The 23,774-nt window shown below is 34.5% G+C and carries 29 protein-coding genes and 2 other annotated features; of the genes, 17 read left to right on the forward strand and 12 right to left on the reverse strand.

Annotation, left to right across the window (positions count from 1 at the left end; translation table 11 throughout):
• Window positions 1-86 precede the first annotated feature (86 nt).
• Window positions 87-728: a pentapeptide repeat-containing protein gene (locus COD11_RS14135; RefSeq protein ID WP_098797547.1), complete on the reverse strand. Its 642-nt coding sequence runs from the start codon at window positions 726-728 to the stop codon at window positions 87-89.
• 227 nt (window positions 729-955) lie between these two features.
• On the opposite strand from COD11_RS14135, the gene COD11_RS14140 reads away from it, so the two are divergent.
• Window positions 956-1,726, forward strand: a complete 771-nt coding sequence (locus tag COD11_RS14140; protein WP_098797548.1) for a hypothetical protein — start codon at window positions 956-958, stop codon at window positions 1,724-1,726.
• Window positions 1,727-1,788: 62 nt separating this feature from the next.
• Here COD11_RS14140 and COD11_RS26895 read toward each other — a convergent pair whose 3' ends face one another.
• A complete protein-coding gene (locus COD11_RS26895) occupies window positions 1,789-1,965 on the reverse strand; it encodes a hypothetical protein (protein ID WP_176551094.1) in 177 nt (58 codons plus the stop codon).
• Window positions 1,966-2,131: 166 nt separating this feature from the next.
• A complete protein-coding gene (locus COD11_RS14145; RefSeq protein WP_098797549.1) occupies window positions 2,132-2,242 on the reverse strand; it encodes a YjcZ family sporulation protein in 111 nt (36 codons plus the stop codon).
• 238 nt (window positions 2,243-2,480) lie between these two features.
• On the opposite strand from COD11_RS14145, the gene COD11_RS14150 reads away from it, so the two are divergent.
• The 6 genes from COD11_RS14150 (at window position 2,481) to modA (ending at window position 6,529) form a co-directional block, all read left to right on the forward strand.
• Window positions 2,481-2,852 (forward strand): hypothetical protein, encoded by a 372-nt coding sequence (locus COD11_RS14150; RefSeq protein ID WP_098797550.1) that lies wholly within the window; start codon window positions 2,481-2,483, stop codon window positions 2,850-2,852.
• Entirely contained in the window at window positions 2,839-3,363 is a 525-nt protein-coding gene (locus COD11_RS14155) for an RNA polymerase sigma factor (protein WP_098797551.1), read from the forward strand. The genes COD11_RS14150 and COD11_RS14155 overlap by 14 nt, the downstream gene beginning before the upstream one ends.
• Entirely contained in the window at window positions 3,360-3,596 is a 237-nt protein-coding gene (locus COD11_RS14160) for a hypothetical protein (RefSeq protein ID WP_098797552.1), read from the forward strand. Before COD11_RS14155 ends, COD11_RS14160 begins: the two co-directional genes overlap by 4 nt.
• Before the next feature lie 102 nt (window positions 3,597-3,698).
• Window positions 3,699-4,916: a TolB family protein gene (locus COD11_RS14165; RefSeq protein WP_098797553.1), complete on the forward strand. Its 1,218-nt coding sequence runs from the start codon at window positions 3,699-3,701 to the stop codon at window positions 4,914-4,916.
• Window positions 4,917-5,050: 134 nt separating this feature from the next.
• On the forward strand, window positions 5,051-5,641 hold the full coding sequence (locus COD11_RS14170; protein ID WP_231309572.1) for a CBO0543 family protein: 591 nt from the start codon (window positions 5,051-5,053) through the stop codon (window positions 5,639-5,641).
• A 108-nt stretch (window positions 5,642-5,749) separates the two neighbouring features.
• Window positions 5,750-6,529: a molybdate ABC transporter substrate-binding protein gene (modA, locus tag COD11_RS14175; protein WP_255301625.1), complete on the forward strand. Its 780-nt coding sequence runs from the start codon at window positions 5,750-5,752 to the stop codon at window positions 6,527-6,529.
• 40 nt (window positions 6,530-6,569) lie between these two features.
• Here modA and COD11_RS14180 read toward each other — a convergent pair whose 3' ends face one another.
• Entirely contained in the window at window positions 6,570-7,337 is a 768-nt protein-coding gene (locus COD11_RS14180) for a class I SAM-dependent methyltransferase (protein ID WP_098797555.1), read from the reverse strand.
• Between the two features lie 139 nt (window positions 7,338-7,476).
• Between COD11_RS14180 and COD11_RS14185 the strand changes: the two genes are divergently transcribed.
• Window positions 7,477-8,349 carry a LysR family transcriptional regulator gene (locus COD11_RS14185; protein WP_098797556.1) on the forward strand — a complete coding sequence of 291 codons (873 nt, stop codon included), beginning with the start codon at window positions 7,477-7,479 and terminating at the stop codon, window positions 8,347-8,349.
• A 33-nt stretch (window positions 8,350-8,382) separates the two neighbouring features.
• Here the strand turns inward: COD11_RS14185 and COD11_RS14190 are convergent, their stop codons facing one another.
• Entirely contained in the window at window positions 8,383-8,829 is a 447-nt protein-coding gene (locus COD11_RS14190; RefSeq protein ID WP_098797557.1) for a MarR family winged helix-turn-helix transcriptional regulator, read from the reverse strand.
• Window positions 8,830-8,850: 21 nt separating this feature from the next.
• Window positions 8,851-9,327, reverse strand: a complete 477-nt coding sequence (locus COD11_RS14195) for a glutathione peroxidase (protein ID WP_098797558.1) — start codon at window positions 9,325-9,327, stop codon at window positions 8,851-8,853.
• A gap of 328 nt (window positions 9,328-9,655) precedes the next feature.
• Here COD11_RS14195 and COD11_RS28010 point away from each other — a divergent pair, with 328 nt between their 5' ends.
• On the forward strand, window positions 9,656-9,859 hold the full coding sequence (locus tag COD11_RS28010; RefSeq protein WP_369689282.1) for a hypothetical protein: 204 nt from the start codon (window positions 9,656-9,658) through the stop codon (window positions 9,857-9,859).
• Window positions 9,860-10,230: 371 nt separating this feature from the next.
• Here COD11_RS28010 and COD11_RS26900 read toward each other — a convergent pair whose 3' ends face one another.
• On the reverse strand, window positions 10,231-10,398 hold the full coding sequence (locus COD11_RS26900; RefSeq protein ID WP_176551095.1) for a hypothetical protein: 168 nt from the start codon (window positions 10,396-10,398) through the stop codon (window positions 10,231-10,233).
• Window positions 10,399-10,613: 215 nt separating this feature from the next.
• Here COD11_RS26900 and COD11_RS14205 point away from each other — a divergent pair, with 215 nt between their 5' ends.
• Both COD11_RS14205 and COD11_RS14210 read left to right on the forward strand, forming a co-directional pair.
• Window positions 10,614-11,384, forward strand: coding sequence for a class I SAM-dependent methyltransferase (locus tag COD11_RS14205; protein WP_098797559.1), 771 nt, complete (start codon window positions 10,614-10,616; stop codon window positions 11,382-11,384).
• 14 nt (window positions 11,385-11,398) lie between these two features.
• Window positions 11,399-12,067: a hypothetical protein gene (locus COD11_RS14210; protein ID WP_098797560.1), complete on the forward strand. Its 669-nt coding sequence runs from the start codon at window positions 11,399-11,401 to the stop codon at window positions 12,065-12,067.
• 52 nt (window positions 12,068-12,119) lie between these two features.
• Here COD11_RS14210 and hprK read toward each other — a convergent pair whose 3' ends face one another.
• From hprK to COD11_RS14225, 3 genes are all read right to left on the reverse strand, one after another.
• Entirely contained in the window at window positions 12,120-13,040 is a 921-nt protein-coding gene (gene hprK, locus COD11_RS14215) for an HPr(Ser) kinase/phosphatase (protein ID WP_098797561.1), read from the reverse strand.
• A gap of 360 nt (window positions 13,041-13,400) precedes the next feature.
• Window positions 13,401-14,174 carry a YibE/F family protein gene (locus COD11_RS14220; RefSeq protein WP_098797562.1) on the reverse strand — a complete coding sequence of 258 codons (774 nt, stop codon included), beginning with the start codon at window positions 14,172-14,174 and terminating at the stop codon, window positions 13,401-13,403.
• Window positions 14,171-15,274, reverse strand: coding sequence for a YibE/F family protein (locus COD11_RS14225; protein WP_098797571.1), 1,104 nt, complete (start codon window positions 15,272-15,274; stop codon window positions 14,171-14,173). The genes COD11_RS14220 and COD11_RS14225 overlap by 4 nt, the downstream gene beginning before the upstream one ends.
• A gap of 185 nt (window positions 15,275-15,459) precedes the next feature.
• Window positions 15,460-15,680 (forward strand) — a binding site (T-box leader).
• 36 nt (window positions 15,681-15,716) lie between these two features.
• Window positions 15,717-15,936 (forward strand) — a binding site (T-box leader).
• A gap of 307 nt (window positions 15,937-16,243) precedes the next feature.
• Here COD11_RS14225 and thrS point away from each other — a divergent pair.
• From thrS to COD11_RS14250, 5 genes are all read left to right on the forward strand, one after another.
• Window positions 16,244-18,160 carry a threonine--tRNA ligase gene (gene thrS, locus COD11_RS14230; RefSeq protein ID WP_098797563.1) on the forward strand — a complete coding sequence of 639 codons (1,917 nt, stop codon included), beginning with the start codon at window positions 16,244-16,246 and terminating at the stop codon, window positions 18,158-18,160.
• 232 nt (window positions 18,161-18,392) lie between these two features.
• Window positions 18,393-18,926, forward strand: coding sequence for a DinB family protein (locus COD11_RS14235; RefSeq protein ID WP_098797564.1), 534 nt, complete (start codon window positions 18,393-18,395; stop codon window positions 18,924-18,926).
• Window positions 18,927-19,039: 113 nt separating this feature from the next.
• Window positions 19,040-19,993 carry a ribose-phosphate diphosphokinase gene (locus COD11_RS14240; protein ID WP_098797565.1) on the forward strand — a complete coding sequence of 318 codons (954 nt, stop codon included), beginning with the start codon at window positions 19,040-19,042 and terminating at the stop codon, window positions 19,991-19,993.
• A 265-nt stretch (window positions 19,994-20,258) separates the two neighbouring features.
• Window positions 20,259-20,612, forward strand: coding sequence for a VOC family protein (locus COD11_RS14245; protein WP_331275810.1), 354 nt, complete (start codon window positions 20,259-20,261; stop codon window positions 20,610-20,612).
• Entirely contained in the window at window positions 20,613-21,908 is a 1,296-nt protein-coding gene (locus tag COD11_RS14250; RefSeq protein WP_255301626.1) for an MFS transporter, read from the forward strand.
• Between the two features lie 163 nt (window positions 21,909-22,071).
• Here COD11_RS14250 and madM read toward each other — a convergent pair whose 3' ends face one another.
• Both madM and madL read right to left on the reverse strand, forming a co-directional pair.
• Entirely contained in the window at window positions 22,072-22,836 is a 765-nt protein-coding gene (gene madM, locus COD11_RS14255; RefSeq protein WP_098797568.1) for a malonate transporter subunit MadM, read from the reverse strand.
• A complete protein-coding gene (madL, locus tag COD11_RS14260; protein WP_098797569.1) occupies window positions 22,817-23,245 on the reverse strand; it encodes a malonate transporter subunit MadL in 429 nt (142 codons plus the stop codon). Before madL ends, madM begins: the two co-directional genes overlap by 20 nt.
• Window positions 23,246-23,485: 240 nt before the next feature.
• On the opposite strand from madL, the gene COD11_RS14265 reads away from it, so the two are divergent.
• Window positions 23,486-23,774, forward strand: a 289-nt coding sequence (locus COD11_RS14265) for a GntR family transcriptional regulator (protein WP_141549691.1), incomplete at its 3' end; no start/stop codon positions are given.

A 23,774-nucleotide genomic window follows, 5' to 3' on the forward strand; every position in this document is an offset into this window, starting at 1 on the left:
TGGGTTAATTGTCCTAAATTAAATTTGCAAAGAAAAACAAAGCCACATAAAAGAATGGCTTTGCTGATAACTATTATTCAATTAAATTAGTCAACAATAACTAATCCTAATATCGCTGCAAACTGAACAGCCTGGTAGGAAGAAACTTTGCACCCCTGTAGATCTGATAATGACACAGTTAGCGTTTCAAAGGAAGACGTGCTAATATCTATACCTTTAAGAGATGTACTTTCAAAGCTTGCACCATTAATGTTACAATCTGTAAAATCTACCTTCTTAAATTTGCATTCATAAAAATCAGAGCTTTCTAATGATGTATCTTGAAAAATCACCTTTTCTAATTTAGAATTTCCAAAACCTGATAAATTAAGTAAAGTATGATGAAAGTGAACATTACCAAAGCTAGACTCTGTTAGATCCACACCCAGAAGTTTACAATTTATAAATTCAGCTCTATGTATAGAAGAAGAATTCATTTTTGCGTTGGAAAAGTCACAGTTTTCAAAAGTAACATCTGTGATATCAATATTTGAAAAGTCTGTAGAATTAAATTTACAATTTTTAAAGAGCATCTTATATAAACGCACTTTAGGAAGTACTTCGTTTTCAAATAATGCATCATTGATTTGACACATTTCTAATTCTAAATCTTCTTCATAGAAAATATCAGTAAAATGTTTCAATGGTAAATCATGCTGATTTTGTATTTTAGGTGATTCAATTTTCATTTATAAAATTCCCTTTCTGAACTTTGATTTATTCCCCTATTTAACTTTAAAATAAAGAATATAAGTTTTTAAGTCTTTATTTTTTCAAGAAAATGTGGACAAAGACTGATAGTAAGTTTGTTAAACTGATTCTTTTGTCAATTATTTCACACAAACACTTACCTATTATTACCATTTATCTTAATATAGGGGAAAGAGTATTTGTTCATAAATGAAGGGGGGATGAAATGAAAAAATTAGCAGCTGTCTTATTAGTTCTACTGATTAGTGCTTGTAGTATAAATGAGCCATCATCAAGTAACACGCAGGTGCTCACACATGAATTTGAAGAGAATGGAATTGCTTTAGAAGCTACTATTGAGGTGGATAAAGAGATAAAACTAAACGCGTCAATCACTAATACGAGTAAAGAATCAATTATTTATAATGGTCGATGTGGTATTCCTTTTATGATCTTTATAAAAAAAGAAGATGCACATCTATATCTTGTGAGAAGTAATGGAGACGAAGTGAATTGTGAAAGTGTTTTTGACCCTAAAGATTTAAAGAAGATGGAGCCTAATGAAACCTTTGAGAAACAAGTAACCTTTAAGCGTGAAGTAAACTTTACAAATCAAAGTACGGTTCAAGCACTAAATGGTATGTATGAGGTGTCTTTTTCTTTCCAAAAACATGAAAATGAACCGTTTGTATCCTTAATTCCTTTAGAGCTGAACAATGATCAAGAACCTGAAATATTCACTGTTGAGCAAGCGAAAGAGAGAGCAAAGGAAAAGGAAGAAGTGAAGAAGTGGTTTGAAGAACATCAAGGTGAAGGGATGTCTATAGAATCAGAGGACAGCATTTTAAACGATGGAATGTGGACAGTTATTTTTCGTGCTGTTCACAAGGATGGAGCAGATCGGATTATAATTAACTTAGATGCAAAGTCTGGTGAATTTGGGGAAGTTCACTATGAAAATATAGGGTTAGAGACATTGAAATTGTTAAATGAATAGGATAACGTTTTTCACACTGTCAGGCATGAGCTAAGTTCAACTAATGCCTGACTTTTTGTGTTTTATTCTTTTTCATTTTCCTTAGAATCTAATTGGTAATGTTCGTTAAGATATGGATTTTCAGTTGTTGCAAAGTTTACAGACAGAAGACTCATTTCTGGATCCATCCCGTAATAGCCTTTTAACTTATCGGGCGCAAGCTCACCGCTCCTAAATTGTGGTTCTTTATGATCTTTCATACCAATTCCCCTTTCACCGTTATCTTTTTATATGATCGAGGTAATTATTCGGATGAACGGATAAATAAAGTTGAAGTAGGTGTTCATCCATAACTAAATATTCATTCTGTCTGACAACATAAAAAAGGCAGACTATTTAAATAGCCTGCCTTCAATCACCTATTTATTAGTAACCACCATAGCCTCCACCAACGTAAGAAGCACCAATGATGATTAAAAGGATAAATAGGACAACGATTAGTGCAAAACCTGCACCGTAACCATATCCGCCACTCATATCTTACACCTCCTTTACATGAGGTTGATGTATAGTATGATTTAATTTTGGCTTTGATTGGACGGCTGTATTAGTCCTAAAAGCATTAGGTTCACTAATGCAAATATTCAAGCTGCAAATTATTACTTGATGTACAATTACTTTTAGAAAATATTTTTACTTATTACAAAATTAAATGAACCTTTTCATCTATTTACTTGTATAAGTTAGTAAAAGAATGAAAAGGAGAGGGGAACACATGGCGTTAGGTTGGCTTATTGGTACTATTATTGCTGTTTTACTCGGTACGACATTTGCTATGTTAATCGCAACGATGAATAAAAAAGTAGTTAGAAAATCAAAAGGTGATATTGATTTTAGTAAGTCAGACATCTATTTCCACTGGACGAGATGGGATTATACGATTATTTTAGCAGCTGCTTACACATTTTTGTGTATTACAGGGCTTTTTGTTTTTTTACTTCGTGGCGATAACATTGATAGTCCGTGGATCCAGTTTTTTGTGCATCAAACATTTGTATTTTCTTTACTTACATTTATTTGGTTTATCACAAGAATCGCTTTTGTTTTTAAAGGGATAAAAGAACGGTGGTCACATGAGTTTAAATAAAGAATTCTTAATTGATGATGACGGTAAGCGAGATAAACATTCGATCGAAGAAATATTTGTTAGCTACAAAGCTTCAATCTATCAATTTGTTTATCGATATTGTCAAGATGAACAACTTAGCGTTGATATTGTGCAAGATACGTTTATAAGGTTTCATAAGTATCAGGGAAATTTTGATGAAAGTAAATCTAGTTTAAAAACCTTTTTATTTCGTATGGCTTATCAGATTATGATTAATCGTTTGAAACGTCGGAGTCGCTTTAAAAAGCTTTTGCCTTTTTTATATCAACAAAACGAACAACAAGAATTATCTGTAGAAGATAAACTAACAATTCAATCAGCCATACAACAGCTCCCCGATGACCAACGTGCCGTTATCCTTTTAACTTACTATCATGATCAAACACAGAAGGAAATTGCTAATATTCTTGAGATTCCAATAGGTACTGTGAAATCAAGACTTCATGCTTCATTGAAAAAATTAAAGGTTTTATTGGAGGTAAAAGAATGAGTAGAAACGAGATTCCAAAGGAGCTTCAAAACCATTTGGAGGAATTTCAAGTTGACGTACCGGATATCCCGCTTACAAAAAGTAAGGTAGACCGCATAGCAAACTGGATTTATGCACCTGTAAAAAGCCCGATAGATCTACTTAATATTAAAGGAAATTCGATCACACGACTTGTAATGTATCCGTTTATTTTGCTATTGATTGTGTTCATAACACCTATTTTCTTTATTTAAAACTATGATCAAATAGGCAGTAAGGAATGGTTCCTTACTGTTTTTTATTATGCGAATTCTCAAACTTGATTAGGACAACCTATTAAAAAGGAGGGAGTCATCATGGGTTTTCGTATTTTATTTTTTCTTATTTTACACTGTATTCTTTTTTCAAGCATTGCAAGTGCTGAAGCCCCACTAAAAGCAGCATTTGTTAGGGACCATCAACTGTGGATTAAGAATGGTAGCCAAGAAATCCAACTTACAAATAGCGGCTGCGTAAGTTCGCCACAATGGTCATATGATGGACAGTTTATAGCATATACCAAGAGCAATAAGCTGGGTGAGTCATCAAATTTGTTCATCTATGATATAAAAAAGAAAGAAAATTACAAGCCTTACATAGTTGTCGAAACATCTGATTTTAAATGGTCACCGATTAAAAATCAATTAGCCTATACATCAGGTGGCGTGTTAAATGTAACGAAAATGAAGGAGGGTCGTCCGCAAGGCTTTGAAAATGTTGCAGTAGGAGTTAACGGTTTTGACTGGTTTCCAAATGGAAAAGAATTTATCGTTTCCTCACAGGCCAACTTACTTCCTACAGGATGGGGACCTGTACAGCTTTTTAGAATGCCTATAGATGCAAATCTGAACTCAAATAAAATAAAATCATTTTATACAATTAATACAACAATCCCTGATTTATTTGCCATTTATGCTGATTATTTTAAGTGGAGTTATAACGGAAAATGGGTTAGCTTCATAGGAGTTCCAACTGCATCATGGTCTATGGACAGTAACACTTTATGTGTACTTTCCGAGCAAGGAGAACAATTCCAACATGTTGGGAAAATGCTAGGGTATTCAGATTGGGTAAAGTGGGCACCATCATCTGAACAGTTAGCTTATATTTCTGGAGAAGGAAGATTTTTTGTTGAAAACAAAAATCTCAAGATAAAAGAAATGCCTACCACGTCAAAGCAAAGAGAATATACACCTAAAGGTTATGTCGATCTCGATTTAGAATGGTACTCTCCTGAAAGAATGATTGTCGCTCGTGCCAAAGAAAATAAAGAGTGGGAAGAAGGACCAGTTCCTACAATGTATACAGCCCTTTATCTTATTTCTCTAAAATCAAGCGAGCAAATTCAAATAACTAATCCTAAAAGTAATGAGATTGATATTGACCCTCAAACGGTTTCTACCTATATCACTTGGGTTCGTAAAAAATCAACCGAGGACTCTCGTGGCGATGTTTGGATTAAAAAAGGGGTAGATGGAGAAGAAAATATATGGTTAAAAAATGTTGATTCTGCACCTGTTTTCTTTAAGGAATAAGATATTGCTCTTTATTACCGTAGGTAGGGAGTGATATAAAAAAAGTAGTCATGAAAAGTTTTTTTTCCACTCTTGAATTTATTTCCTATTCTTTACAAAAAATAGAATTAATGACGATGAGTGGAGTGTTACTATTGAAAATTAATATGGAACAACAACAAATGGAAACTTATGAAAAAATTAATTCAATGATGAAAGATGTTACAGATTTAAGGGTTGAATATTGGCACCAATACTCAAACTTTCAATCTTGGCAATTTTGGTTTATATTCGTCCTAATGTTTTTGACTCCATTATTAGTGTTATATTTCACTATTGATCGAAAAAAAATATTTCTCTTAGGATTTTATGGCTTTAATATCAACACATGGTTCGGACTAATAGATACGTGGGGAAATAAACAAGGATTATGGGGATATCCATATGAACTAACACCATATATACCTGGAAATTTGTCTTTAGATACAGCATTAATTCCGGTTCTGTTTATTCTAGTTTACCAATGGACATTAAATCATAATAAAAACTTCTATTTATATTCTATTGTTTTATCACTATTTTTATCGTTTATATTAAAGCCGACTTTAGTCATGCACAATTTTTTTCTTCTTCATAAGTGGGCGAATTATTTTTACCTTTTCATATTTTATTGCATTATTTTTCTTTTCTCCAAACTACTTACAAACATATTTCTGAAGATGTCAAAAAACTCATCGTTTTTATAATCACAATAGATTGAAAATTTTATATAAATTTTGTCGTTTTTCATTACTTAATCAATACAATTAGTTAAAATAGACTGTATGATGAAAGATACCAAGGAGAGAGTAAACTTGAAAAAGCTATTTATATTATTTGTTTTTCTATTCTGCTTAGCTGGCTGTAGCTCATCAGGACAGGAAACGGAAGGAAATTCACAGGAAGTTGTGGAGATCACCGTTTCCGCTGCTGCTAGTTTAACAGATGCACTGAATGAAATAAAAACTCAGTTTGAAAACGAGCATCAAAACATCAAAGTCACGTTTAATTTCGGAAGCTCAGGAACTTTACAACAACAGATTTTGCAAGGTGCACCAGCAGACCTATTTTTCTCAGCAGCAGAGGATAAGTTTGATGAATTGATAAAAAAAGGGTTCATTAATGAAGGTAATTCGGTTGATTTAGTTGGGAATAAAATTGTTTTAGTAACCCCAAAAGACAGCCAAAAAGGAATTGAGTCCTTTAGTAATTTAAAAGAAAAAGCGGACAAAATTTCAATAGGCATCCCAGAAACGGTCCCGGCAGGAAAGTACGCAAAGGAAATGCTTGAAGCAATAGGGGAATGGGAAAGTGTTGAGAATAAAATTGTGTACTCTAAAGATGTAAGACAAGTGTTAACTTATGTAGAAACGGGAAATGTCGATGCAGGTATCGTCTATAATACAGATGCTCTTATTTCCTCCAAAGTCAATGTTATTGCAACAGCAGAAGCGGGGACACACACACCAATTATTTATCCAATAGGAGTTATTAATGAAAGTAAAAATGTAGAAGAAGCAAAGGTCTTCTTTACCTATATGAAATCTGAAAATGCTTTAGCAATTCTAGAGAAATATGGTTTTTCAAATCTATAAATCTATAAGAAAAGAAGAGAACCAAGTACTCTTCTTTTTCTTATTCCTTGATCCCTACGACGCGAATTCTTTTATAATCTGCCACCCAACGACCATCTTGAAAGAGAAGTTCTCTTACATTATTTTCTACAAGATTCATTATTTGATTCTTTTCACTTTCCTCAACATCAATAAACATATCCCCAGCAAACATCGTAATCCAGTTCTTTAAGCCGCTTTCTCCATCTAAAGGAGTTGGTCGATCAAAATGACATGCAAATGCTACACGAAACCCAACTCTTTCCATTAACGAAGTGTATTCACCTATACTCGGAAAATACCAGGGGAATTTCTCCTTATATTCAATATTTGCAAGTTGAAATTGATTGATCATTTCATTCGTAATTACCTGTACATTCCCTTGTCCTCCAAACTCTGCAACAAATCTACCTCCGGACTTTAAGCTATTAAATATACAGTAAAGTGCTTGCTCTGGTTCTTTTATCCAGTGCAGAGTTGCGTTAGAAAAAACAGCATCAAATGTTTCGTTATCATCCAATTCCAATACATCTTTGGAGAAAAATCGTATATGTGGGTATTTAAGACATGCTTGGTTGATCATATTTTCAGACTTATCAATCCCAGTCACATCTACCTCATATTGAACTAAATGATTTGCTAAATCACCTGTTCCGCATCCTACATCAAGTATCCTTTCTCCTTTTTTGGGTGATAACATGTTTATTAAATCTTGGCCAAAGTCTGATACAAAAGAATGGTTTCCATCATATAACCTCGCATCCCACATATCCTTTACAACTTGCTTCATGATAAAATCCTCCTTTTTCATAACAACCTTTTAATCTAGAAAACTATGAGTTGTAATTGAATTATAGTGGATAAAGGGTATAATTAAAATTAACAAAAATGGAAAATTTTAATAACAGTTCGTTATAAGGGTGATCACGATGGATATAAAATGGTTAAAAACATTTATTGTCTGTGCAAAGCTTGAGAATTTCAGACAAGCATCAGAAGAACTATTCCTGACTCAACCAGCAATCACCAAACATATAAAACGACTTGAAGAGCATTTAAATATAGAACTGTTTGAAAGAAGGGGAAAAGCAGTTTTCCTGACTTCTGCAGGTCATAAATTTCTTCCTTATGCGAAAGATTTTTTAGCCAATTATGAAGAAGGAATAAACCGTTTTGAATCATGGAAGCAGGGCTATAATCGAAAGTTAACTATCGCCACTGCACCGCAAATTGCCTCATCATTTTTACCGAGATTATTGAAAGAATTTATCCATACAAATCCTGATATTGAAGTCATAGTAGATGTTGTAAACTCTTACGATGTAGGGGAAGCGATAAGTAGTGGAAAAGCCGACTTAGGATTGACTAGAATTTATCCAGTACAAACAAATGTTAAAAATGAAAAGATTCACGAAGAGCCGGTTATTTTGGTTGGTCCAAATGAATGGGAAGACAGCTTAAAGCATGAAAAACATGCATTATCACATTACAGACTCATTACACATAATCACCCAGATTATTGGGACTCCTTGTTGAATGATGTGAAAAGACATTATCCAATCATTCAAACAATGGTTGTGAATCAAGTTGAAGTAACAAAAAAATTCATAGAAAACACATTAGGAGTTTCGTATTTACCATATTCTATGGTGAAAGATGATATAAAAAAGAACATCCTCTCAGAAATCGTTTCTGATAAAATTTCACCACCTATTTCAGTAACATATTTAGTAACAAAAGTAGAAACAAACGAAGTGAGAAGTTTTCATGAGTTTATAAAAAATTATCTATTTGAGCCCTGAAGTTGAGAGGGGATTCTTATAACAAAAGCCGAGCTAAGGCCGGCTTTTGTTGTGTTTATATAATTTTGTTTGTAAAAGCTTTAAGTTTTTCATCAATTGCTCATATTCTTCCAACTCAATATTGCATAAAACCATTTCATTTGTTATTTTTTCAGAAATGGCTTCTTTTTCTTCTATTGCTTTAGCTTGAAGATAAATACTAACTTTTCTTTCATCTATAGAAGAGCGCTCTTTTTTGACCCAGCCATTTTCTTCAAGTCTTTTTAGCATTGGTGTTAAAGTGCCAGTACCAAGGTTTACCTTCTCTCCCAGTTCTTTTCCCGTAAGTCCATCTTTCTCCCATAATGCCAATAAAACTAAATATTGAGGATAAGTGATTCCAAATTCTTTAAGTGCTTTTGAGTATAATTTCGTAAACAGACTACCTGTTTCATAAATAGCAAAACAAAGCTGGTTTTCTAAGGTTAAAAAATCATTCAACTAACTCATCCTTCATAAAACTTATAGTAGGTGGGCGATATCCTTTTCTATTTTAGCTGGATCGGTTGTTGGTGCATAGCGTTTAACGACATTTCCATCCTTATCAACAAGAAATTTTGTGAAATTCCATTTGATTTCTTTAGATAGGACACCTTTCTTTTGTTCTTTTAAAAATGAAAAAAGGGGGTGGGCTTGATCACCATTTACATCAATCTTTGCAAACATCGGAAAAGAAACACCATAATTTAACTGACAAAACTGAGTTGTTTCCTCAATATTTTCATACTCCTGGTCATTAAATTGACCACATGGAAATCCTAAAATCTCCAAGCCTTTGCTGTTATATTTTTCATAAAGCTCTTGTAACCCACTAAATTGATTAGTTAATCCGCATTTACTAGCAGTATTCACAATAAGTAAAGTTTTTCCTTCATACTCTCTTAAAGACTTTGTGTCACCATTTGGCTTTTTCACTGTGAAATCAAATACTGTATTCATATTGATTCCTCCTTCAACATATAAATCGTGTACGATTAAATCGTACCAGATATAGTTTTTTAATTCAATTATATTGTTTTGATTTTACGAAATGGCATGCTTTTTATCCGTTAGCGTTAGTTGTGTTTTGGGGGAAGGAGTTTTAAAAGGAGGAAATAGATTCTGTGTAACTGTTTAATGATAGATTCTTTGAAAACATGTTTTCACTATTTTATCCAGGATCAGAAAAGCTCAAAGAGAGACTTTAGGTATAGAACATATCTATTATTTTTATAATGAAGATACAACCCACCATTTTCATACATGGATGGTTCCATGCTATGAGTGGATGTATGAGTTTGGTCGTTCTGTGGAGTCGGTAAGACCTGTTCTTCTTTACGCTAGAAACAATATGAATAGTGAAGAAAATATGAGAGAGGTATTAACTGCAATATGTGCATTAAGGGAAAGCTTGAGTAACTTTAATAACGATGTTCCGAATGGTATCTCTGCTGATCTTGAGCAGCTTCTGTGTAAATTTGAAGAAGCATGAAGAAACCATCACTGAACTGAATTAACAGCTTGCCGTTGGTTACTAATTGAGACATGAATTGGTAAGAAGAGAAGATTTGTGTCTCGATACTCCCTTAATCGGGACACACATTCGGACTTTCAGCTAATTTTTGTCTCGATACTTCCTGAATCGGGACACTATCCGGGACCAAGTGCAGATTTGTGTCTCGATACTTCCTGAATCAAGACACTATTCGACGCCAAGAGCAGATTCTTGTCTCGATACAGACCAAGACCAAACCTAGACATGAAACAAGCCTGGCAACTGATTCATAATAGCTTATTGGTGCCTGTCCTTGACAAAAAAGAATCCTAGGGCTTAAGAAAGGCACCTTTTATTTAACCATTTTTTTATTGTTTAAATTGATCAGAATTTTCTCTTGCGAAGGCACCGCCTTCTTTAATTGTTTGATCAAGAGCTTGTTTTGCTAAGGTCTCCATGCTAATTTCTTCGTTATATTTTTGTGATTGAGATGAATATCCTCTAGACAATGACCCTTTATTTGGTTTGTTTGTCATTTAGATCCCTCCTTTAGGTTTTAGTATGTTCTATTATGAAGAAAAAAACTGAAGAACATGTAAATTGAAGTAGCAACCATAAAACACTGATCTTTTTAAAACAATAAGCTTCCCTTATTGCATTTCATAAAACAATCAACATTTTCTTATCTCCCATTTTTATTATAATTAGAGTAGATAGATAATCTTACGAACAAACGAACGGGGGAGAAGGGATGGATATTAAAAAAGATGTTCAAAAGCAATTCGGGCGTAGTGCTGATGAGTATGTAAAGAGTAGCGGTCATCGCAAGGGTGAGGATCTCAAAAAATTAGTGGAAATAGCTCGTGTGACAGGAATTGAGCATGTTCTTGATGTTGCAACAGGAGGAGGTCATACGGCAAACGCTTTTGCATCTCTTGTTAACAAAGTAACAGCAGTTGACTTAACACCAGAAATGCTAACGGCTGCTGAAAAGTTTATTAAAGGAAATGGTCATTCAAATGTAGCATTTGTTGAAGGAGATGCAGAAAAACTACCTTTTCCAGACGATACGTTCGACATCGTTACTTGTCGTATTGCTCCACATCACTTTCCCAATGTCCAACATTTTGTTAGTGAAGTTCACCGGGTATTAAAAACTAACAGTCAGTTCCTGCTTGACGATAATGTCGCACCTGAAGTGAATGAATATGATCAATTTTATAATAAAATTGAAAAAATAAGGGATTATAGTCATTTTCGCGCGTGGAAGAAAACAGAGTGGATAAACATGTTGGAGCATGTAGGATTTGAAATACAAGAATTATACCGTTTTGAAAAAAGGTTTGATTTTAACAGTTGGTGTGATCGAATGAAAATGTCACAAACCGATAAAGAGTCATTAAACGATTATATTGTTAGTAGCAATCAAGAGGTGAAAAATAAGTTTCGTATAACCATTCAGCAAAATAAAGTTGAATCGTTTCTCGGGGAAGCTGTACTATTAAAAGCAATAAAATCATAGGAAACAAAGGGGGAATCGTTCTGAAAAAAATAGGCTGTATACACGCGCATTATTCAAATATAGATTACCTTGAAAAAGCTTTTTTAACTTCCGATATAGAATTTCTTCATTTTGTTGATCCTGGATTAATGCACTGTCTTCAAGCCGGGAATTCCTTATCAAGGGAAGAAGCTCAGGAAAAGGTGAGGGAGCAAATTGCATGGGTTGCAAAATGCCAAGTGGATGCCATTTTAATCTCTTGTACGAACTATATTGCCCTTCTAGAGGAAGCGGTATTACCAACAACAGTTCCAATTATTAAGATTGATGAACCATTTTTTGAATCCATTTGTCAGATACAAGAACCACAAACGATTGTTTTCTCCAATCCGGCAACTGTTGAAGGAACAATGTCACGCCTTTATCAATATGCTTCTGCGCAGCAAAAATTGATTGATCTTGAAGTTGTTGTGGTGGAGAACTCATTTAACTTGATTATGAATGGGTTAAAAGAAGAATATAATCAAAAAGTAGTTGATTGTTTAGAACAATTAAAAGAAAAGAATAGAGTCATATCTGTTGCTCAATTATCCATGGTTGAGGCAGCTAAGCAGGTTGAAGATAGAGCCTCGATAGGTATTATTAATCCTCTGAAGACATTAAAAACATTGATTAATAATGACCTAAATAAGAGCTTCATATAAAATTCAGGCACAAACTAATTTTACTAGTTTGTGCCTGAAAGTTCTAAATTAATTAATTAAATTCCGACTCAAGTCGTTTCATAAACTCTTCTGCTGCACTATAACCTTGTTGCTTTAAAAGCCAATTGTTTGCAGCAGCCTCAATTAACCCCGCTACATCTCGACCTGGTTGAAGCTGGATTTCAATATGTGGAACTTGAACACCCATATAATCAGTAAAAGTAGGTTCATGTTCTAATTCATTATTAAGTGAATTTTTTTCCCATTTCTTCAATTCAATATCAAGCGCAATTCTGGTTTCATCTTGGAATGCTTTTCTACCGTATAGGCGGACAACATTTAATAGTCCGATACTACGTAGTGATAGAAATTCCTTCGTCTTTTCATCATGGGTCCCAAGGATTGTTCGGGGACTAAGCTTTTTTAATACAACAATATCATCAGCTACAAGTCGATGACCTTTACCTATTAATGTGTGTGCTGTTTCACTTTTACCAACACCTGATTTCCCTCGAATTAAAATTCCCATACCATATACATTCACGCATACGCCGTGTACAGCAATTTCCTCAGCGAGTGCTTTTACCATATAAGAATCAAGCTTCATCATAAATTCAGAAGTTGTTTCTGGCTCGTTTGTGCATAACAAGGGGATGTTTTCTTCAATGCAATATTGAGTTAAATATGTTAAGCCTTCTGGACGAGCTGTAACAATAAAACATGGTGGATGGTATTTAACAATATTTCCAATTCGCATTTGACGTTCCTCTATACTTAACTTATGCAAATAGTTAATTTCTTTTCTTCCAAGAATTTGAACACGTTCAGTTGGAAAAAAGTCAAAATGACCAACAAACTCCAAGCCTGGGCGGTGTGATCTTGGTTGGGAAATAGGTTGCTGTAAGTTATGGACTCCAGTTAAGACTTTTAATGAAAATTGTTTGACTAAATTTTCAACTGTTAATGTTTTCAATTCTATTTCACTCTCCGTAAACTTATCCTGTACTAATTCTAGTAATGGTTGATATGTTTATCCTACTTTAAATTTCTTGAATTTTCTAGTGAATTTCTGTGAAATATGATACAAAAACAGGTTTAAACTCATTTCATTATATATTTAAAGAGACTTTATTGGAGAAAACCCGGAGGTGGAGTAAAAGAAGGGTGTGAGAATATAGAAAATGCCCATCCAAAAGGAAGGGCATTTTTTATAAGAGAGATATGAAATTCTCGAAAGGTTACACTAATGTCTTATCATTATTATATTCCAAATCTTTTTGTCGAACAATGTCGAAAATATGGTAATTTTATAGCTGGTTGGCTTTAAGTTCGATTATTTCGCTTGATGATGGTCTCTTGATCTAATAAAGAAAAAAGCAGTAATCCATGATGTAATCGGAATGATTAAGGCGATTCCAATACCGGCACAAAGGATTGTAATCATCTCGGCACTAAATACCATTGAATTAACAATTTCCCCAAAAGAATAATTTAAATCTTTAAACCATATAAGCAGTCCTAAATATCCTCCAAAAAAGGCGAAAAACAATGTGTTTGTGTTTGTGCCTAGAATATCTCTTCCGATACTTAGTCCAAATTTAAATAATGAGTATCTGCTTATGTGTGGGTTATGAAGTAAGATTTCACGCATTGGAGACGAAATGGAAATCGCAACATCTGTAATAGCACCTATAGTACTCATGATGATCATGGATGCACCAATTTTCACAAAGTCTACTCCAATATACATCGAAAAGATACTAAGCTCTTCTATTTCTTCTTCCCCAAAGCCCTGTGTCATTGTATGTTCTGTCACGAAGATAATAAAGAACAGAAGTATAGCCAAAGTGATAATTGTTGAAAGAAAAGCTGTTTTCGTTTTCATATTTACTTCATTGATAAAAAACAAGGTAATGCAACTAATGATTGTACTTGCAATTAATGTTAATAATATGGGATCAGCATTTGGATCTGTCATAAAAAGTGTCGCTAAAAAGAGTACACTAAAGTTTAAAAATAAAGCAATAAAAGAACGTGCTCCTTTTTTCCCACCTATAAGGATCATTAGTAAAAATAAGATAGCGGCTAAACATACTAAAACATTCATGATTTTGTCCTTTTTCTTAGATTGATGAACAATATAGAAGTATAGAGACCGATCGGAATCGTTAAGACTATACCAATTCCACCAGCTAGAGCACGAGCCAATTCCAAAGAAAGATTAATAGATAAAGTATAGGTCAATGGAGATGAGTTTTTAAAATATAGTATGAGCATAGGAATCGCACCACTTACATAAGCGAAAAATAAAATATTTGTCATCGTCCCCATAATATCTTTTCCGATATCCATTCCTGACTTCTTCAGAGCTTTAATTGAAATATTATGATTTTCTTCATACAAACCGTATACAGATGAAGACATGGTAATGGCAACATCCATAACCGCTCCTAATGACCCAATTAATACTCCTGCTATAAACACTGTTTGAGGAGGCCGAGTTAAAAATTGCATTTCCTCATATCGAAGTCCTTCTTCAGCAGTTACCCACATCACAAAAATCGCAATCAAAAGGGAAATAAACGTTCCAAGTATTGTTGATATAACAGCTGCATATGTTTTTCCATTAAAGCCGTTAACGAGTAATAAAGAAATGATCGTAAACAGAATGGCACTTATCCCACAAACTACTAGCAAGCTAACTCCTGATGTATTCATATACACATCTAATGCATACGATAACAAAACAGCATTGACCGCCAAGCTAATGATTGAAAAAAGCCCTTGTTTTTTCCCGACAATCAGTAGAGTAAAGATGAAAATCCATGCTATGAATACAACATATTTATCACGCTTTACATCTTTGATCGTTCCAGTTAAAGTCGAACTTTCCTCTGTATCTAACGAAATAAACAATTCATTTCCAGCTTCGAATTTTTGATCATATGCTCCAGATGATGAATACTCATTTGTTAAGGAAATAGTTTCTCCTCGATGTTCTCCGTTTTTTATCACTGCTTCTATATGCTGAGTAAAAAGCTTATCAACATTTTCGTGAGGATCGACCGTCTCAGTTGATTCGACTAAATGAGTTTTAGTAATTTTAGCAATAGGTTGATCATAAAAAGAGTAGTTATTATATACAAAAAACATAGAAACAATAAAGAAAAATACTAAAAGAGTATAAAAAATGATTTGCCTAAACATATCTTTCAAAAGTAAACCTCCGCTATGAACTAGTAATATGTAATTGTAAGCAATGGACATAGAATAACAGGATTGTTTTTTTACCGTCAAGAACTATTCTAGTCTCAATCAAAATAGAAAATTATTTCTTGTATTTCTTTCCATTTTATTGTAGTATCAAAATCAATCAAATCCGAATTTTACTTTTGAACACAATGATAAGGACATGAGTTACTTTAAACGGTTTCCAGAGAGGGAAGATATGCTGAGAGCTTCCTAACGCAGTAAAGTAGTTTACCACCTTTGAGCTGTATTGGGGAAATTAGTATCCAATACCGTATATGCTACGTTACAGCACCAAAGCCATGAGTGTTTTGCTTGTGGGAAATTGGGTGGAACCACGGGTTATAACACACTCGTCCCTTGTACAGGGATGGGTGTGTTTTTTGTTTTCCAAAAATAATACAATGCTATGAAAAGGACATGAATGATGTTTACGGTTTTCAGAGAGGGGAGGAATGCTGTGACTCCCAAACTTAGGAAGGTCATTTACCACCTTAGAGCTATATCAGGGAAAGCAAGTATCTGATATCGTTTAGGCTACGTTACAGCTCCAGAGCCATAGGTGTTTTTGCTTATGGGAAATTGGGTGGAACCACGGGTAAAACGCACTCGTCCCTTGTTATGAGGGATGAGTGCGTTTTTATTTTACTAAAGAAAAAAGCTGCGATGAGGACATGAATGATTTTTACGGTTTCCAGAGAGGGAAGGAAATGCTGTGACCTTCCTAACTTAGGAAAATCATTTACCACCTTCTGAGCTATATCAGGGAAAAGTAGTATCTGATATCGTCTAGGCTACGTTACAGCTCCAAAGCCATAATTGTTTTTGCTTATGGGAAATTGGGTGGAACCACGGGTTACTAACACACTCGTCCCTTCTCTAGGGATGAGTGTGTTTTTTATTATATTAAAGGAGTGTTTACCTAAGATGAATGTTGTGAAAATTGAATTACCAGATGGGAAAATAAAAGAATGTCAGAAAGGTATTCCTGTTAGTATGCTAGCTGAATCGATAAGCTCTAGTTTAAAAAAGAATGCGGTAGCAGGGAAAGTGAATAATCATTTGGTTGATCTCAGCTACAAACTTGAACAAGATGCAAAAGTTTCAATTTTAACTCTTGATAGTGAAGAAGGTTTGGAAATTCTAAGGCATTCAGCTACACATGTGTTGGCTCAAGCGGTGAAAAGAGTATTCGGAAATGTAAAATTAGGGATTGGTCCAGTGATTGAGGATGGTTTTTATTATGATATGAATCTGGAGGAGCTTAGCTTAACATCAAATGATTTAGAAAAAATTGAAAAAGAGATGGAAAACATCATCAAAGAAAACTTAGAGATTAAACGAATTGAAGTTTCTTATGATGAAGCAGAAAAGCTTTTTTTAGAAAAGGGAGAGAATTACAAGGTAGAAATTTTAAAAGATATTCCGAAAAATGAAAAGCTGTCACTATATCAACAAGGTGAATTTATTGATCTATGCCGTGGTCCACATCTTCCATCAACTGGTTTTATAAAAGCATTTAAATTAACTCGTGTATCAGGTGCCTACTGGAGAGGCGATAACCAGAATGATGTGCTTCAGCGAGTTTATGGAGTGGCCTTTAAAAAGAAAAACGACTTAAAGGATTATCTCTTTTATTTAGAAGAAGCAGCAAAACGAGATCATCGAAAGCTAGGAAAACAATTAGAGCTGTTTATGTTCTCAGAGGAAGCACCCGGAATGCCATTTTATTTACGAAATGGCCAGATTATAAGAAATGAACTTGAAAGGTTTTCGCGTGAACTTCAAAATGACGCATACTATGACGAGGTACGTACTCCTTTTATGATGAATCAACAGTTATGGGAAAAATCAGGTCACTGGGATCATTATCATGAAAACATGTATTTTTCAGAAGTTGATTCAACAAAGTTTGCTTTAAAACCAATGAATTGTCCGGGGCATATGCTTATTTTTAAAAATAGTCTTTATTCATATCGAGATTTACCGATTCGAATGGCTGAATTCGGTCAAGTTCATCGCCACGAATACAGTGGGGCATTAAATGGACTTCTTCGGGTTCGTACATTTTGTCAAGATGATGCACATCTTTTTGTTCGTGACGATCAAATTCAAGATGAAATTAAACAGGTGTTTCAATTAATTGATAAAGTTTATCGTACTTTTGGATTTGAGTATTCTGTTGAGCTCTCCACTAGACCCGAGGATTCTTTAGGAGATGATCAACTATGGGAAATATCTGAGGCTGCATTAAAAAATGTTCTTGAAGATTTGGAGGTCATCTATCAGTTGAACGAAGGTGATGGTGCTTTTTACGGACCTAAAATTGACTTTCATATTAAAGATGCTTTAAAAAGAAGCCATCAATGTGCAACAATTCAACTAGATTTTCAAATGCCGGAAAAGTTTGATTTGTCTTATATTAATCAAAACAACGAAAAAGTGCGTCCTGTTGTGATTCATCGTGCAATATTCGGTTCAATCGATCGGTTTTTAGGGATATTAATTGAACATTTTGCAGGTGCTTTCCCTGTTTGGCTCGCACCAACACAAGTGCAAATTATTCCAGTGTCACATGTTCACTTGGATTATTGCCTACAGATTCAAGCGGAGCTAAAGGAAGCTTTGGTAAGAGTAAAAATTGATTCTAGTAACGAAAAACTTGGGTACAAAATTAGAGAAGCTCAGATGAAGAAAACTCCGTATATGCTTGTATTGGGAGATCAAGAAATGGAAAATGGGAAAGTAAATGTTCGAAAGTTTGGAGGTCATCAGTCGGAAAGTGTATCTATTCAGGAATTTAAAGAGGAAATTGTAAGAAAAATAAGCGGACGCTGCTTATAAGATGAACAGGCACAGCATTACGTTGTGCCTTGCTACATTTATTAGGAGTTTTCGCATATATATTTGCCAATTTTGTGATGATATTTGAAGATTGACAGATATATTAGGCAGTTTTGTCATTTTATTTGGTGCTTTCAACGGAATATTCGTTTTTCGATAAAATTAACAAAGGAGGAATCCGCTATTTTTCATAGAATATGAACTAAAATTACAGTTGAAAGGATAAGATTACATGATCAATAAACCAGCTGCAGATGAATTTAATTCGTATTTTGCAAAATATGTAGACATAGTGCCTGAAGGTGACATTATCCAATTATTACAACAACAAAATAACGAAACTATTGACTTACTTAAGAATTATTCTGAAACACAAGGGTTATTTAAATATACACCTAACAAATGGAGTATCAAGGAAGTGATTGGGCATCTCTCAGATACCGAACGTATTTTAAGTTTCACCCTTCTTTGTATCGCCAGAGGGGAAGACATGTCTCTTCATAGATATGATAAAGATGCCTACATTAAAAACGCTGACTTTAATAGACAGTCTATTAAAAAGTTGCTAGAAGATTTTTCTGTTGTTCGTCAAAGCACTTTACAATTTATCAAAACACTTACCTCAGAAGATTTACAAAGAAAAGGTACAGCACTTGGTTCTGAAGTAACGGCAAAAGCACTTGTTTTTATTTTAGCAGGACATGAGCTACATCACCTTAAGATTATAAAGGAAGCGTATCTTGGGGCTGAAGATTTTCCTAATTAATTTCTCTGCTTTTTTTAATAAATAATTATTAATGTAAGGTAAATATAGTGTAAAATAGTAAATTGGAAACTAACTTAAAATTAAGAATGGCTATTGGAGGTTTACTCATTAACATGTCTAATCACTATGAAGATCCTAATTTGAAAATTTTTTCACTAAACTCTGATCCTTCTCTATCAACAAGAATTAGTGAAATCCTTGGAGTTGAATTAGGAAAGTGTTCTGTTACTCGCTTTAGTGACGGAGAAATCCAAATAAATATTGAAGAAAGTATTCGTGGTTGCGATGTTTATATCATTCAATCAATCAGTGACCCAGTAAACGAACATTTAATGGAACTGCTCATCATGGTAGATGCACTTAAGCGTGCTTCAGCCAAAACAATCAATTTGGTCATTCCGTACTATGGATACGCAAGACAAGATCGTAAAGCGAGAGCAAGGGAGCCAATTACTGCAAAGCTTGTTGCAAATCTTCTTGAAACAGCAGGTTCAACCCGTGTTATCGCTCTAGACTTGCATGCACCACAAATTCAAGGATTCTTTGACATTCCTATTGACCATCTTTTAGGAGTTCCTATCCTTTCGCAATACTTCTTAGATAAGAATTTAGAGGATCTTGTGATCGTTTCACCAGATCATGGTGGTGTAACACGTGCTCGTAAATTAGCAGATCGTCTAAAGGCTCCTATTGCCATTATTGATAAAAGACGTCCAAGACCTAATGTTGTAGAAGTGATGAATATTGTCGGGAACATCGAAGGAAAAACAGCGATTCTTATCGATGATATTATAGACACAGCAGGCACAATTACGTTAGCGGCAAACGCATTAACAGAAAATGGTGCAAAAGAAGTGTATGCATGTTGTACACATCCAGTTTTATCAGGACCGGCAATCGAACGTATTCAAAATTCAAACATTAAAGAACTCGTTATAACAGATTCGATTACACTTCCAGAATCCAAAAGAATTGATAAAATCGTTGAACTTTCTGTTGCTCCTTTAATAGGTGAAGCGATTAAACGAATTCACGAAAAACAATCAGTAGACGAGCTAGTACAGTAGATAATCGTGCATAGACACTCACATAGTTATTTTATTAGCAGGGCTTCTCATGAGGCCCTGTTTTTTTGGTGCCTGTCACTACCCGAATTTTCTTGTTTCACAATAAAGTTACACAATAAAAAAGGTGAAAAAGTAAATAAAGAGAATATAATTCTATTGGGTGTGAGTGTGTACCTAGATCTATTTAAATAAGATAAGCAGTTACAGTATGGAAGTTACTGAAGAAATAATTCCAATTACTAATAGGGGAGTGATTTGTTTGAGTATGATCTTAAATAAAGTTGGAGCCATTTTTATACCAGTTAGTGATATTAGAAAAGCTCGAGAGTGGTATTGCTCACTATTAAACTTAGAGCCTACATATGAGATTTTGTTTGATCATCTTTGTTGCATTCCAATGGACAATAATGGATTAAATATTGTACTAGATAGTAAGATCTATATGAAGGATTCTTACGCAAAAACACCGATGTTTCATTTTAATACTGATGATATTCACCAAGCTTATCAGTTTTTGCAAGAGAAAGGAGTAGAAATTGTGACAAACATTGAGCATGGACATTCGTTTAATATTCAAGATCCTGATGGGAATATGCTGATGATTTGTAAGGTTTCTTAAATACAGGGGAGGTGCGTTAAAACGAGAAAAATTCATTACAGCTGGATCATATTAATTATCACGTTCTTTTCAATTATTGTGGCAGGTATTATAAGATCTTCTTCAGGGGTGTTTATTGATCCTTTTGAACAAGAATTTGGCTGGGATCGCTCACTTATTTCATTAGCCTTTGCCATAGGGCTTTTTTTATATGGAATTTCTGGCCCATTTATGGCTGCTCTAGTCGAAGTAATAGGCTTAAAAAAGATGATGATCTACTCAATGATTACAATGATTATTGGCCTTTTACTAACATTCGTTATGCAAGAATCTTGGCAATTAATATTGATTTGGGGAGTTATTATTGGGGTTGGTTCTGCTGTCTTTCTTACTGTTTTAAGCCCATATGTAGCAAATCATTGGTTTGTTGAAAAAAGGGGACTTGCTGTTGGAATTCTAACGGCAAGCACGGCTACAGGACAGTTATTATTACTTCCCGTATTAGCTTTCATTATTGAAAAATACTCCTGGCGTTTTGCTATCGGTGCTATTTTAGCCATAGGTTTGTTAATGTTTATGATGATTACTTTGTTTATGAAAAGCACACCAAAGGATTTAGGAATTCTCCCTTTTGGACAAACGGAAGAAGTGTTAGATCCTGAGCAAGGTAAAAAGAAAAACCCCATAACCCTTGCGTTATCTGTATTATTAGATGCTATTAGAGTAAAAGAATTTTGGCTGTTAGCCGGAAGTTTTTTTATTTGTGGGCTTTCTACAAACGGATTAATAGGTACTCATTTTGTTTCATATTGTATAGGATTTGGCATTCCGTTAGTGACTGCAGCTTCTTTACTTTCTTTTATGGGGATTTTTGATCTCATAGGAACCACTCTTTCTGGTTGGCTTTCAGATCGTTTTGATAACCGCTGGCTTTTATTTTGGTACTACAGTTTAAGAGGAGCATCACTTTTATTCCTACCGTTTGCGGTAATGGAAGGTTCTTTTACCTTGTTAGTGATCTTCTCAGTGTTCTATGGATTAGATTGGATTGCAACCGTTCCACCAACAATCAGTATTTCAAGACAAGTATTTGGTGTTGAGAAAAGTGTAATTGTGTATGGCTGGATATTTGCCTCACACCAAGTAGGAGCTGCAGTAGCGGCATATGGGGGAGGACTGCTTTTTAAGATGTTTGATTCTTATACATGTGCATTTATTTTAGCTGGTATTTTTTGTGGATTTGGTAGTTTATTTGTGTTAGCAATTAAAAAAACAAAACCAGAACCCCATCAACTAGGAAAATCATTACAAGGTTAATCATTGGCTTCTATGTTGAAAATGTTCCGTTCACACAAAAAAGATGTCATATATAAAACGACTATCGTTTAATATGACATCTAACTAGTTATTAATAGGATACATTAAAAAAGGTTCATACTATCTCCTTACATTTAACACATCTGTATTTATATATATTTTCTTATCCAAAAATGGCATTCGTAATGATAAAGAGTATAGAAGGTGCCATTAAGCAACCTAAGCCGGTATAAAAGGTTGCCGTTACAGCCCCGTAAGGAACCAATTTTGGATCTGTTGCTGCTAGTCCACCAGCAACACCACTAGTAGTACCCATCAATCCACCATATACCATTGCTGAACGCGGATTATTTAAACCAATATATTTGGCCACGAAAGGAGTTCCAATCATTGTTAAAATTGATTTAACAAGACCTGCGGCAATACTAATTGTAATGACTTCCGAGCTAGCACCAATCGCAGCACCTGTTACTGGCCCTACTATATAAGTTGCTGTGCCCGCACCTATGGTTGTCAGGCTAATAGCATCTGTGTATCCAAAGGCAAGTGCGATACATACACCTACAATAAAAGAAAGAATAACACCGATGAAGAGGGAGGCAACTCCATTTACTCCGGCTTTTTTTATTTCATCAAAACTTGCACCAAAAGCAGTGGCAACAATCGCAAAATCGCGTAGCATGCCACCTCCCATCAGTCCTATTCCAGCAAAGATACTAATATCAGATAGACCTTTCTCGCCACCAGTTGTTATACCGCCTACATATGCTAGTAGTAAACCGAGAATAATAGCAATTGCTGATCCGTGAATTCTACCTTTTGTTAATTTGTTTGAAATAGCATATGCGATATACATAGTGACACCTACAATAGCAAAAGAAACGATGAGTGGGTTATCTGTAAAAACATTACTTAATGTTTCGAACATTTGAATTTCCGCCTCCATTCATATGGCTATTTTCAACAGCACTATTACCTGAAGCTTGAAACTTACCTTTACTTAAAATCGGTACAAAAATCCAGCTGATAATGACCACAGCAATACCGGCTACAATAGCAAGAGGACCACCATCAAGTGCACCCGCAACATTTTGGTTTGCTGACATGGCAATAACGATAGGAATATACATCGCGCTCCAAAAACCTAGACCATCCTGAGCAGCCTGACTCAATTTCTCACGTTTTTTTAGGTAGTCAACAATAAGGACAAGCATTAACATTGCGATTCCTACGCCACCTACATTTGCTTCAATTCCTAAAGAAAGACCAAAAATTTCTCCTAAGAAAATACCACACAACATACATATTGCCAGTAACGCTACACCAAAAATAACCATGTATACACCTCACTGTTTTTTTTACAGCCGTATGTAGAAGGATGAGAACAAGTAAGTAAGCGTTTACAAAAGTAGGAGTATAAAGTCGACTGTATTCTGTAAATTATCATAAAGGGTAATGATAGAAAATGCAAATACTATTTTAAATTTTCTAAAAACATTGAATTCGTCAATTGGATTTCGTATAATGAAATCGACAGTCGACAATATTCCGAACTTCAATTTAGGAGGGTCGTCAATATGAAAACGAACTTTGAAAATCATGCATTATCTAATTCTATTGCTAAACATATTACAGATCAAATTATTAGCGGTGACCTAAAGCCAGGAGAAAAATTAGTTGAACATATCTATGCTGAAGAATATGGCACAAGCAGGGCTCCAGTACGTGAGGCAATTTATTTACTAGCAATTGAAGGTCTTGTTGAAAGAATTCCACGAAAAGGGGCTGTAGTAAAAGAGTATAGTGAGCATGAAATATATGATCTTCTAGAAATTCGCAACATGCTTGAAAAGGTAGTGTCAAAAG

Source organism: Bacillus sp. AFS040349, from assembly GCF_002577655.1.
In the GTDB taxonomy this organism is placed as follows: Bacteria; Bacillota; Bacilli; order Bacillales; family Bacillaceae; genus Metabacillus.

Excerpts from the sequence above, each read along its gene's own strand:
- COD11_RS14135 (WP_098797547.1), bottom strand. The coding sequence starts at position 728 with ATGAAAATTGAATCACCTAAAATACAAAATCAGCATGATTTACCATTG.
- COD11_RS14140 (WP_098797548.1), top strand. The coding sequence starts at position 956 with ATGAAAAAATTAGCAGCTGTCTTATTAGTTCTACTGATTAGTGCTTGT.
- COD11_RS26895 (WP_176551094.1), bottom strand. The coding sequence starts at position 1,965 with ATGAAAGATCATAAAGAACCACAATTTAGGAGCGGTGAGCTTGCGCCC.
- COD11_RS14145 (WP_098797549.1), bottom strand. The coding sequence starts at position 2,242 with ATGAGTGGCGGATATGGTTACGGTGCAGGTTTTGCACTAATCGTTGTC.
- COD11_RS14150 (WP_098797550.1), top strand. The coding sequence starts at position 2,481 with ATGGCGTTAGGTTGGCTTATTGGTACTATTATTGCTGTTTTACTCGGT.
- COD11_RS14155 (WP_098797551.1), top strand. The coding sequence starts at position 2,839 with ATGAGTTTAAATAAAGAATTCTTAATTGATGATGACGGTAAGCGAGAT.
- COD11_RS14160 (WP_098797552.1), top strand. The coding sequence starts at position 3,360 with ATGAGTAGAAACGAGATTCCAAAGGAGCTTCAAAACCATTTGGAGGAA.
- COD11_RS14165 (WP_098797553.1), top strand. The coding sequence starts at position 3,699 with ATGGGTTTTCGTATTTTATTTTTTCTTATTTTACACTGTATTCTTTTT.
- COD11_RS14180 (WP_098797555.1), bottom strand. The coding sequence starts at position 7,337 with ATGAAGCAAGTTGTAAAGGATATGTGGGATGCGAGGTTATATGATGGA.
- COD11_RS14185 (WP_098797556.1), top strand. The coding sequence starts at position 7,477 with ATGGATATAAAATGGTTAAAAACATTTATTGTCTGTGCAAAGCTTGAG.
- COD11_RS14195 (WP_098797558.1), bottom strand. The coding sequence starts at position 9,327 with ATGAATACAGTATTTGATTTCACAGTGAAAAAGCCAAATGGTGACACA.
- COD11_RS28010 (WP_369689282.1), top strand. The coding sequence starts at position 9,656 with ATGTATGAGTTTGGTCGTTCTGTGGAGTCGGTAAGACCTGTTCTTCTT.
- COD11_RS26900 (WP_176551095.1), bottom strand. The coding sequence starts at position 10,398 with ATGACAAACAAACCAAATAAAGGGTCATTGTCTAGAGGATATTCATCT.
- COD11_RS14205 (WP_098797559.1), top strand. The coding sequence starts at position 10,614 with ATGGATATTAAAAAAGATGTTCAAAAGCAATTCGGGCGTAGTGCTGAT.
- COD11_RS14220 (WP_098797562.1), bottom strand. The coding sequence starts at position 14,174 with ATGAATGTTTTAGTATGTTTAGCCGCTATCTTATTTTTACTAATGATC.
- COD11_RS14225 (WP_098797571.1), bottom strand. The coding sequence starts at position 15,274 with ATGTTTAGGCAAATCATTTTTTATACTCTTTTAGTATTTTTCTTTATT.
- thrS (WP_098797563.1), top strand. The coding sequence starts at position 16,244 with ATGAATGTTGTGAAAATTGAATTACCAGATGGGAAAATAAAAGAATGT.
- COD11_RS14235 (WP_098797564.1), top strand. The coding sequence starts at position 18,393 with ATGATCAATAAACCAGCTGCAGATGAATTTAATTCGTATTTTGCAAAA.
- COD11_RS14240 (WP_098797565.1), top strand. The coding sequence starts at position 19,040 with ATGTCTAATCACTATGAAGATCCTAATTTGAAAATTTTTTCACTAAAC.
- COD11_RS14245 (WP_331275810.1), top strand. The coding sequence starts at position 20,259 with ATGATCTTAAATAAAGTTGGAGCCATTTTTATACCAGTTAGTGATATT.
- madM (WP_098797568.1), bottom strand. The coding sequence starts at position 22,836 with ATGTTCGAAACATTAAGTAATGTTTTTACAGATAACCCACTCATCGTT.
- madL (WP_098797569.1), bottom strand. The coding sequence starts at position 23,245 with ATGGTTATTTTTGGTGTAGCGTTACTGGCAATATGTATGTTGTGTGGT.